Source organism: Lentzea indica, assembly GCF_012184385.1.
Classification (GTDB): domain Bacteria; phylum Actinomycetota; class Actinomycetes; order Mycobacteriales; family Pseudonocardiaceae; genus Lentzea; species Lentzea indica.
The window spans coordinates 1-10,235 of the sequence record NZ_VSRL01000294.1 but is presented as its reverse complement, the minus strand read 5'-3'; the positions used below and the strand labels follow the sequence as shown (position 1 = coordinate 10,235).

The following is a 10,235-nucleotide window of genomic DNA, read 5'->3' as shown; positions in this document are numbered from 1 at the left end:
GCCAGCCGTGGCCGCGCGGAGCCGCGAGGAGCTGCTGGGCGTGCTGGGCAGCGGCAGCGGCTCGTGGACGTCGTGGAAGGCGTTGGACGCACCGGACTTGTGGGGCCGGCTGTTCCCGGAGTGGGGCGCGGTCCGGGACCTGCCGCCGCGCGACGCCGCGCACATGTGGACGGTCGACCGGCATCTGGTGCAGACGGTCGCGCACGCCGCACGGCTGGCGACGACCGTGTCGCGGCCGGACCTTTTGCTGCTGGGCGCGCTGATCCACGACATCGGCAAGGGACGGCAGCAGGACCACTCCGAGGTGGGCGCCGCACTGGCGACCCAGATCGGTGAGCGGATCGGGTTGTGGCCGCAGGACGTCGAGACGCTGTCCGCGATGGTGCGCCACCACTTGTTGTTGCCGCACACCGCGACTCGCCGTGACGTCGAGGACGAGGCGACCGTCCACCGGGTGGTGGAGACGCTCGGCGGCGACGCGGTGCTGCTGGAGCTGCTGTACGCCTTGTCGGAGGCGGATTCCCTCGCGACCGGGCCCGGTGTGTGGACGGACTGGAAGGCCGCGCTGATGGCCGACCTGGTCGCCCGCTGCCGCACGGCGATGGCCGGCGAGGCGCTCCCCAAGCCGGAACCGCTGGATCCGTCCTTCGTGGTCATGGCGGAACGCGTTGCGGCATCAGGAAAACCGGACGTACTGCTGGAGAAGCAGGACCACGCGGCGGTCGTGACGGTGCTCGCGCGGACCGGCCGGGCGTGCTGTCCAAGGCCGCCGGTGTGCTCGCGTTGAACTCGCTGGAGGTCCACGCGGCGACGTTGCGCTCGCACGGTGGCGCGACGGTGGACGCGTTCACCGTGTCGCCGCGGTTCGGTTCGCTGCCGGACGCGTCGCTGCTGCGTGAACAGCTGTCCAGGGCGATCGAGGGCTCATTGCCGTTGGCGGACAAGCTCGCCGCGAAGGAACGCGACTACGGAGGCCCGCCGCTCGACCCGCCGCCGGCGAAGGTGCTGTGGTTCGACGACGAGTCGACCGGCGCGGTGGTGCTGGAACTGCGTGCCGCCGACCGGATCGGGCTGCTGCACCGCGTGGCCAGTGCACTGGAGCAGTGCGGCGTCGACGTGCAGTGGGCGCGTGTGTCCACGTTGGGCGCGACGGTCGTCGACTCGTTCAGCATCGCGGGCGCGGATCTGGATCGGCGGCGAATCGAGCGGGCGGTGCTGGACGCGGCCAGGTAGAGGTTGAGTAGCTCTACGCACAACCTCTCGGGGTGCTCACGCTCCTCAGTGCTTCCGGAACCCGGCAGTCTTCGTGGTGTCCGGAAAGCGTCCTCGAGGGGTGGAACACTTTCTGGACGGGCAGGCCCGGCCGGGGCAGGCCGACGGTGATCATTGGCGGCGCCGGGGGAGGCACCGCGCAATCACACCGCCGGCGGCTCCGGCCGGTGTTTCCCGGTTCTTGACAACGAGACAGCTTCCTGGACAACCGCTGACGGGTCCGGGCATGGTCGAGTTTCGTTGTTCTGACTGGGGAGGAACACGTTGAGAATCGCATTGGTGGCTGCCGTTTCGGCGGCTCTCCTGTTCGCACCGTCCGCCCAAGCGGCTCCGCTGGCCGTGGAGGACCTCGGCACCCTGCCGGGTGATCTCCGGAGTTCCGCGGTGGACATCAACGACGCCGGCTCCATCGCCGGTGTCTCCTACGGAACCGGCACCTCGCAGCACGCCGTGCGGTGGGACCGGTTCGACGGCATCAAGAAGCTCGCGGACCTCGGGTTCGACTCGTGGGCGGCGGCCATCAACCGCGACAGCGTGGTCGTCGGTTACGCCGTGAACTCGGCCAACCAAGCGCAAGCGGTGAAGTGGAACGTCTCCGGTTCGCTGGTGCAGCTGACGGTCGCGGGCGCGACGAGCTCCGTTGCCTACGACGTCAACGACTCCGGCACCGTCGCCGGCACCGCGACCATCAACGGCGTGAGCCAGGCGGTGCTCTGGGACTCGACCGGCGTCGCGACGGTCCTGGGCGCCGGCAATGCGCACCGCGTGACCAACGCCAACTGGGCCATCGGGTACACCGGCGGTGACGTGGTCCGGTGGAACGCGTCCGGTGTGCGGACCGTGCTCGACGCGGGCACGTTGATCGCGAACAACGAGCTCGGCGACGCGGGCGGCACCGTCGGCACCAACGGAGTGCTGTGGCTGCGCAACGGCCGGACCCAGCTGGGCACGGGCGCGCGGCCGTTCGACCTCAGCGACAACGGTTTCGCGGTCGGGGAGTTGTCGTCGCAGGCCTTCCGGTGGGACCTCTTCGGCGGCGGCAGCGCTCCGCTGGCGCCCGCGCCCTCGCGTGCTTCCGAGGTGAACAACTCCGGTGTCGTCGCGGGCACCGTCGGCACCACGGCCGCGACGTGGAACCTGAGCGGCACTCAAACGTTGCTGCCGGCGCTGTCGGGTGCCGCACGCCACACCGTGACGGGACTGAGCGAAGTCGGGCAGGTCATCGGCGTGGCGACCTTCGCCGACGGCATCTACCGAGCCGTCGTGTGGCGCTGAACCCTGTGCATTTCGCCTGAAATCGGACCAAACTGAACGAGAAGGATGGTCAAGACGTCTTTTAGGACATGACCGCCGTGTTGAACACGCAGACCGCTGTCGTCCGGGTGCAGCCGCGCTCGCTCGTAGTCCTCGCCGGCATCCCCGGCGCGGGCAAGACGACGCTGCTCACCCGCCTGGACGCGGACGAGCCGGTCACCGTGCTCGACTCCGACCAGGTGCGCATGTGGCTGGAGCCGCGGATGCCCCTGCCGTACAAGTACTGGCGCGTCTTCGTGCACCTCACACACCGGTTGCGCGTGTTCTGGGCGGCACTGTTCTGCGCGGGCCTGCTGGTCGTCCACGAACCGTCCACCAGGCCCGGCACGCGCTTCATGCTGGTGGCCGCCGGCCTGCTGTCGGGGCGTCGACGCCACTTCCTGTGGCTGGACGCCTCGGCGGCCCAGGCCCTGGACGGCCAGATCGCCCGCCGCCGCCTGGTGCGGACTCACGCGTTCGAACGCCACGTCCGCCGCGGCTCGTCGATGCGCGCGCAGTTCGAGGCGGGCTGGGTGCCGTTCGGATTCGGGAGCGTGACGCTCCTCACCCGTGCGGGAACCTCGGGTGGTCTGCGCATCATGGTGTCGTGATCAAGGCTGTCCTCTTCGACTTCGCAGGCACCCTCTTCGGGCGTCCGACCTACCGATGGCTCTCGCCTCCCCACCTGTCGGTGCTGCGCGCTCCGGCGCCGTTCGTGGCGCGCATGAACGCCGCTGAACGCGCCGTGTGGGAGGCTCGCGACCTGACTGCGCTGGCGAACCGTTCGGCCTACTGGACCCTGTTCCGGCTGGCCGGGCTCACGATGAACGACGACCTGTTCCAGCGCCTGCACAACCCGGCTTTCTGGCTGCCCTACCCCGACACCGCCGAGGCTTTGGCGGCTGCGCGGCCGCTGAAGGTCGGGGTGCTGAGCAACATCTCGTGGGACATCCGGTCGGTGTTCTCGCGGGAGTTGCTGGCGGTGGACGCCTTCGCGTTGTCGTACGAGATCGGTTTCTCCAAGCCTTCTGTCCGGGCTTTCGACGCCGCGTGCGTTCGGCTGGACGTTCATCCGTCCGAGTGCTTGTACGTCGGCGATGACCCCGTTTCGGATGGCGCGGCCGTTGCTGCCGGGTTGCGGTTCGCGCAGATTTCCACGGCTCCGGTGGGGCGGCGCGAGCCGGTGCTGTTGGAGGCGTTGGCGCGCCACGGAATCAGCTGATCCGCAGCCGGGCCTCCGCGATGAGGTCGGCGACGTCGTTGCCGTGTGCGGTGCCGGACAGCGGACGCGTGAAACCGTCCGCGACGTCCCAATACCGCACCGTTCTGTCCAAGGAGCCGGTGATCACCGTTCCGTCTGGCAACCAGAGCGCGGCGGTCACCGGACCGCTGTGGCCGAGCAGCGCCGTGCGTTGCCCGCTGGTTGCGGAATCCCAGACACGGGCCGTTCCGTCCCATGACGCGGTGAGCAGGCTGCGGCCGTCCTGTGACCAGGCCACTGCGCGAATCCAGTCCGCGTGGCCGCGTAGTTCGCCAACCTTGACGAGGTCGTCGGCCAGGCGAAACAGCATGATCGTCGCATCGTCACATCCTGCGGCGAGCACGTCCTGTTCCGGATGCCAGGCGATGGAGGTGAAGCACTTGCCCGCCGTGAACGAGCACAGCGTGCGATCCATCGAGTTCACCGCCAGGTTGTCCTCGCCCGCGACAGCGAAGATCTGGCGGTGCGGATGCCATGCCACCGCTCTGAGGTCCTCGGAGTGCCGCCTCCACGCCGGAGGAGTGAGCAGCTCGCCATCGCGGCTGTAGACCCTGGGAAGCCGTGTTCGGTCTCGCCAAACAGCGGCCAGCAGCGTTCCGTCCGACGACCAGTGCACGTCATTGATTCGGTCGGTCGTCTCTCTGAGCTGTGCGACCAGAGCTCCCTCCTGGTCCTGAACGGTGACCACCCCGTCGTCGGAACCGATCGCAAGCCGTTGCCCGTCCGGTGTCCACGCGAGGGAGCACTGCCAGTTGTAGGTGCGATCGATGATGGAGTTGAGACCGATCGTCAGTTCACCGGACACGGGATTCCGCGCGAGTGCGAGCACCTCACCCCTCGCGTCGAACCAGTCGGCGCTCGGTTCCGAGCCGATCTTCCACACGCGTTGAGTGCCGTCGTCCGCGACCGTGGCCAGCTGATCCCCCTCGTGCGACCAGGCGACATCACAGACGCCTTGATCATGGCCGCGCAGGCACAACAACTCCGCTCCCGTCGCGGCGCTCCAGACTCGGGCGGTTCCGTCTGCCGAGGCGCTGGCGATCCTGGTACCGCTCGGCGACCAGCTCACTCTGCGCACCCGGTCTGAATGCCCGCGGAAGTGCGTTTGTCCGATGGGACTGTCGAGCACGGCTCTCGAGCGTCCGTCCCCACTCGCCCAGATCTCCGGGTCGTGCGGGTGAAACCGGACCGATCGCACCGCCGCGTTCGTCCAATGGCGCTTGGACAGCGTGCTCGTCGAACGGTGGCCGACTCCCTCGATTCCGACGATGCCGTCGTCCCTCGCGATGGTGATCCACCTGCCGTCGGACGAGATGTCCGCATCCCACAAGCGCACGGTGCTCTGCTCGCCGGTTTTGACCACTGCCCGGACCTCGTGCACAGGCGCTCCGCTCTGACCGTCGACGTCCCACAGGTAGGCGCCACCGTCCGCACAAGCGACCAGCACCCGGTCACCCTTGGCGTCGAACCTCACCGACCACGGACGGTCCGGCAAGCCGACCACGCGGATTTCCCGCTTGTCCCCTGTGGACCACAACCTCAGCGTTTCGTCGGTCGCGACCGACGCGACGACATCGCTGTTCGGGGACCAGGCGACGGATCGCACCCAGCCGGGGCCGGTGCCGCGGAGGTCTCCGCCGTGTGAGAACACGTGCAGGCAAACAGCGGTCTCGGCGTTCCACACCCTGACCGTGCCGTCCTTCGATCCGGTCACCAGCATCGTGTCGTCCGGCGACCAGTCCACGCCCCAGACGCCGGCCGTGTGTCCGCTGTACGAGCGCAGCCGGTGGGTGGAAGCCATGGCACGCAACAACGATTGCCGCCAGCCGGACAGATCGGGGGCGTGCAGGAGCAGCCGTACCGTGAAGTCGTCACCGGCGAGAACGTGCAGCGCGTCGACTGGATCGAGCGAACTTGCCCGCCGCACGTCGTCATCCACCTTCTGCTGCGACGACAACTGGAGCAACTGCAGCGCGTCGGCGGAGAGGTGCAGGAACGTGTCGTCTGCGGGTGACAGCACGGTGAGCAACGAGACGAGCCGGGACGGGGCGATGACCTGGTCGGGGTGCTTCACCCACTCCTTGGCGATGTCCTCGACCTCACGGCGGGCGCGCAGCGCGGCGTGGTCTCGTTCCAAACCTTCGCGCAGCCGCGGCCAGTGCAGGAAGAGGCTTTCGTGCGTGACCTCGATCGACTCCCGTGTCGCGGTGAGCACACGGTTGGTGATGAACGGGTCGAGCAGCTGCCGCTCGTCCGGGGAGAGTTCCGCCACCGCCACCGCTCGTTTGGTGAACTTCCCGCCTTCGTCCACCGACACCAGAAGCCGCAACGTTCGCAGCACCCGGCGTTCGGCGTCGCTCACCTTCGGCCACGACCCGTCGTCCTCGCGCACCAGGTCGCGCGCCATCGCGAAGGCCTCGTCGGCCTGCCGCCGCAGCACGTCCATCACACGTCCGGACGCGACGTACTCGGCACGGGTGATCGGCCTGGGCGCGCGTTCGCCGTCGCGGTTGACGTGGCGCCACAGGTTCTCCAGCGCGAAAGCCAGCAGGGGCAGCGACTCGCGGCTCGCGTCTTCCTGGATGAGGCCCAGCGCGGCGTCGTCGACGCTCCAGCCGAGTGCGCGTAGCGGGCCGTTGACCACCATCGGGATCTCGGCCTTGGTGAGCGGCGTGACCAGGAAGTTGTCGCGGAAGAGCAGCTCGAGGTCCTCGTGCCGCATCAGTTCGTCGAGGAAGTCGGCGCGGACCGCGTGGACGACCCAGGCCTCGCCCTGGCTGGCGGCCACGAGTCGTCGCACCAGCGCGGTGGAGTCGCCGATCAGCAGCTCCTCGGCCTGGTCGAGCACCACGAGCCGCCGTCCGGGGCCTTCGATCGCCGGCAGCACCCCCTGCGACGGCGTGAGCGGGCCGATGATCGTCCAGCCCTCACGTCGGAGCAGAGGGATCAAACCCGCCTGCAGCAGCGATGACTTGCCCGTTCCTGACGGGCCGATCACGGCGAGAGCGCCGAACTCCCGGCGTCCGAGCAACGGTTCGGCCAGCCGTTGGACGTCGTCCTCGCGACCGAAGAAGAGCGAGGCTTGGTGCTCGTCGAACGCTTTCAGGCCGGGGAACGGTGAAGTGGTGGTCGCGGCCTTGGTGACGCCGGCGCGTTCCAGCGCGAGCATCGTCGTGTCGCGGGCGGCGGCCAGCGAAGCGGCGTCGGTGTGGTCGACGCGTTGGGCCTGCAGGTCGTTGAGGATCGCGCGGTTCCGCGAGCGGGCGCTGAAGAACTCGATGCAGGGGGCGTGCGGTTTGCGTTCGCGGAAGACCGACGACTCCCAGGTGCACCACTCGGAGTAGGAGCCGGGGGAGGTGACGACGATCAACGCGTCCGCGCCGAGGAGCTCGCGGCGCAGGCTGTCCTTCCACGGCAGCGAGACGTCGGGGCCGGAGCCGGGGGCGGTGTAGGCGTGGACGTCCTCGAAGCCCGCGGTCAGCAGCGAGTCGCGCAGGTGGAGCGCGATGTCGTTGCCCTCGTCGTGTCCGTGGTAGCTGAGGAAGATCCGACCCACCCGGAGCATCCTGCATCATTCGGGCCTGAAGGAGGACCCGTTCCGGAGGCCGTTGGGGAGCCGCACCTCGGGTGACGGTGGCGTTGGCTAGTCTGGGAGGCGTGTTCTCCACGCTTTCCGACCGGCTGACCACTGTTCTCCAGGGCCTTCGCGGCAAGGGCCGGCTCAGCGACGCCGACATCGACGCGACCGCGCGCGAGATCAGGGTCGCCCTGCTCGAGGCCGACGTCGCGCTGCCCGTTGTGCGCGGCTTCATCGCGAAGGTGAAGGAGCGCGCCAAGGGCTCCGAGGTGCACCAGGCGCTGAACCCGGCGCAGCAGGTCGTGAAGATCGTCAACGAGGAGCTGGTCAACGTCCTCGGCGGCGAGACCCGCAGGCTCAACCTCGCGAAGAACCCGCCGTCGGTGATCATGCTGGCGGGTCTGCAGGGTGCGGGTAAGACGACGCTCGCCGGCAAGCTGGCCAAGTGGCTGAAGGGCCAGGGCCACACGCCGCTGCTCGTCGCCGCCGACCTGCAGCGCCCGAACGCGGTGACGCAGCTTCAGGTGGTCGGTGAGCGCGCGGGCGTGCCCGTCTTCGCTCCCGAGCCCGGCAACGGCGTCGGCGACCCGGTCTCGGTGTCGCGCCGCGGTGTCGAGGAAGCCAAGGCGAAGCAGTACGACATCGTCCTCGTCGACACGGCCGGCAGGCTGGGTGTCGACGAGGAGATGATGAAGCAGGCCATCGACATCCGGGCCGCGGTCGACCCGGACGAGGTCCTGTTCGTGGTCGACGCGATGGTCGGTCAGGACGCGGTCAACACGGCCACGGCGTTCCGCGACGGTGTCGGCTTCACCGGTGTGGTGCTGACCAAGCTCGACGGCGACGCCCGCGGTGGTGCCGCGCTGTCGGTCCGTGAGGTCACCGGCCAGCCGATCCTCTTCGCGTCCAACGGCGAGAAGCTCGAGGACTTCGACGTCTTCCACCCGGACCGGATGGCGAGTCGCATCCTGGGCATGGGCGACGTCCTGACGCTGATCGAGCAGGCCGAGCAGCACTTCGACCAGGACCAGGCCGAGAAGGCCGCGCAGAAGCTGCACTCCGGCCAGTTGACGCTAGAGGACTTCCTGGAGCAGATGCTCGCGATCCGCAAGATGGGCCCGATCGCGAACCTGCTCGGCATGCTCCCTGGCGCCGGTCAGATGAAGGACCAGCTGGGGATGCTGGACGAGAAGCACCTCGACCGCATCCAGGCGATCATCCGCGGCATGACCCCGGCGGAGCGCGACGACCCGAAGATCATCAACGGTTCGCGCCGCCTGCGCATCGCGAACGGGTCGGGCGTGAAGGTCAGCGACGTCAACGACCTGGTCAACCGCTTCTTCGAGGCCCGCAAGATGATGTCGGCGATGGCCGGCCGGATGGGCTTCGGCGGCGGTGGCGGCAGCAAGAACCGCAAGGGCAAGAAGGGGAAGAAGGGCAAGGGACGTGGCCCGACGCCGCCGAAGATCAAGGGCGGCTTCCCCGGCATGTTCCCCGGTGGCATGCCCGGTATGCCTCCCGGCGCGATGCCCGGCATGCCTAGCGGCGGCGGTCTGCCTGATCTCAGTGGCGGCATGAACGAGCTTCCGCCCGGCTTCGACCCGTCGAAGTTCAAGTTCGACGGGGACGACAAGAAGAAGTGACCATGCACCTGCGCGGCGTCGTCCTGCCGGACGGCGAACCGCGTGACCTGTGGGTTGTCAACGGTCGTGTCCGCACCCGCCCGGTGCCGAACGCGCAGACCGTGGTCGACGGCGGGTTCCTGGTTCCTGGCCTGGTCGACGCGCACTGCCACGTCGGTCTGGGCCCGCAGGGTGGCGTCGAGCTGGCCGAGGCCGTCGAGCAGGCGCTGACGGACCGCGACGCGGGTGCGTTGCTGATCCGCGATTGCGGTTCGCCGATCGACACCACGCCGTTGCAGGAACGTCTGGACCTGCCGCGGATCATCAGGGCGGGCCGCCACATCGCCCGCCCGAAGCGCTACCTCCCGCACATCGGCGTGGAGATCGAGTCGGATCTGGCGTCCGCCGTCGCCGAGCAGGCCGCGTACGGCGACGGATGGGTGAAGCTGGTCGGCGACTGGATCGACCGCTGCGTCGGCGACCTCGCTCCACTGTGGACGGACGACGAACTGGCGGACGCCATCAAGGTCGCCCACGCCGCCGGCGCCCGCGTGACGGCCCACGTCTTCGGCGAGGACGCGCTGCCGGGCCTGATCAACGCGGGCATCGACTGCATCGAGCACGGCACCGGCCTGACCGACGACATGATCTCGCTGATGGCGTCACAGGGCACCGCGCTGGTGCCCACGTTGGTCAACATCGAGACGTTCCCCGGCATCGCGGACAGGGCCGGCAAGTACCCCGCCTATGCGAACCACATGCGTGACCTGCACGCCCGCGTCTCCACGACCGTGGCGTCCGCGATCGAGGCCGGTGTACCGGTCTACGCGGGCACCGACGCGGGCGGTGGCATCCAGCACGGCCGCATCGTCGACGAGATCATCGCGCTGCACGGCGTGGGCCTGAGCGCGTCGGAGGCCATCGGCGCCGCGTCGTGGGGTGCCCGCGAGTGGCTGGGCTTCCCGTCGCTGACCGAGGGCGCGGCCGCGGACATCGTGGTCTACGACGAGGATCCTCGTGAGAACCTCGAGGTCCTGCGGACGCCGCGCATGATCATGCTCAGGGGCCGGATCCATTAGTGGCGTGGCCCGGAACGTTGCCGGGCCATGCCACTAGCTGTGATGTCCAGGGACGTTGTTCCGGTTTGGGCGGGTGACGGCCTGTCGTGAAGACAGGCGAAGGCCTCTGGTTGTGAAGTGGAGCTGTCTAG

At 68.9% G+C, this 10,235-nt stretch carries 8 protein-coding genes; 7 read left to right on the top strand and 1 reads right to left on the bottom strand.

Going from position 1 to position 10,235, the window contains the following annotated elements; all coding sequences use genetic code 11:
- From FXN61_RS56760 to FXN61_RS56020, 5 genes are all read left to right on the top strand, one after another.
- Positions 1-787, top strand: a 787-nt coding sequence (locus tag FXN61_RS56760; protein ID WP_376770808.1) for an HD domain-containing protein, incomplete at its 5' end; no start/stop codon positions are given.
- A complete protein-coding gene (locus FXN61_RS56755; protein WP_376770807.1) occupies positions 754-1,233 on the top strand; it encodes a bifunctional uridylyltransferase/uridylyl-removing enzyme family protein in 480 nt (159 codons plus the stop codon). The genes FXN61_RS56760 and FXN61_RS56755, both read left to right, overlap by 34 nt.
- 318 nt (positions 1,234-1,551) lie before the next feature.
- Positions 1,552-2,547, top strand: a complete 996-nt coding sequence (locus tag FXN61_RS42445) for a hypothetical protein (RefSeq protein ID WP_167979503.1) — start codon at positions 1,552-1,554, stop codon at positions 2,545-2,547.
- 68 nt (positions 2,548-2,615) lie between these two features.
- Positions 2,616-3,176 (top strand): AAA family ATPase, encoded by a 561-nt coding sequence (locus FXN61_RS42440; RefSeq protein ID WP_167979502.1) that lies wholly within the window; start codon positions 2,616-2,618, stop codon positions 3,174-3,176.
- Complete coding sequence (locus FXN61_RS56020) at positions 3,173-3,787, top strand: HAD family hydrolase (protein WP_167979501.1); 615 nt, start codon at positions 3,173-3,175, stop codon at positions 3,785-3,787. The genes FXN61_RS42440 and FXN61_RS56020 overlap by 4 nt, the downstream gene beginning before the upstream one ends.
- Here FXN61_RS56020 and FXN61_RS42430 read toward each other — a convergent pair.
- The gene (locus FXN61_RS42430; protein WP_223165834.1) at positions 3,780-7,391 is read right to left on the bottom strand and encodes an nSTAND1 domain-containing NTPase; all 3,612 of its coding nucleotides are present in this window, start codon (positions 7,389-7,391) and stop codon (positions 3,780-3,782) included. The two genes, FXN61_RS56020 and FXN61_RS42430, sit on opposite strands and share 8 nt — an antisense overlap.
- Positions 7,392-7,483: 92 nt before the next feature.
- On the opposite strand from FXN61_RS42430, the gene ffh reads away from it, so the two are divergent.
- Both ffh and FXN61_RS42420 read left to right on the top strand, forming a co-directional pair.
- The gene (gene ffh, locus FXN61_RS42425) at positions 7,484-9,046 is read left to right on the top strand and encodes a signal recognition particle protein (RefSeq protein ID WP_167979499.1); all 1,563 of its coding nucleotides are present in this window, start codon (positions 7,484-7,486) and stop codon (positions 9,044-9,046) included.
- Between the two features lie 2 nt (positions 9,047-9,048).
- Positions 9,049-10,104 (top strand): amidohydrolase family protein, encoded by a 1,056-nt coding sequence (locus FXN61_RS42420; protein ID WP_167979498.1) that lies wholly within the window; start codon positions 9,049-9,051, stop codon positions 10,102-10,104.
- Positions 10,105-10,235: the final 131 nt, after the last annotated feature.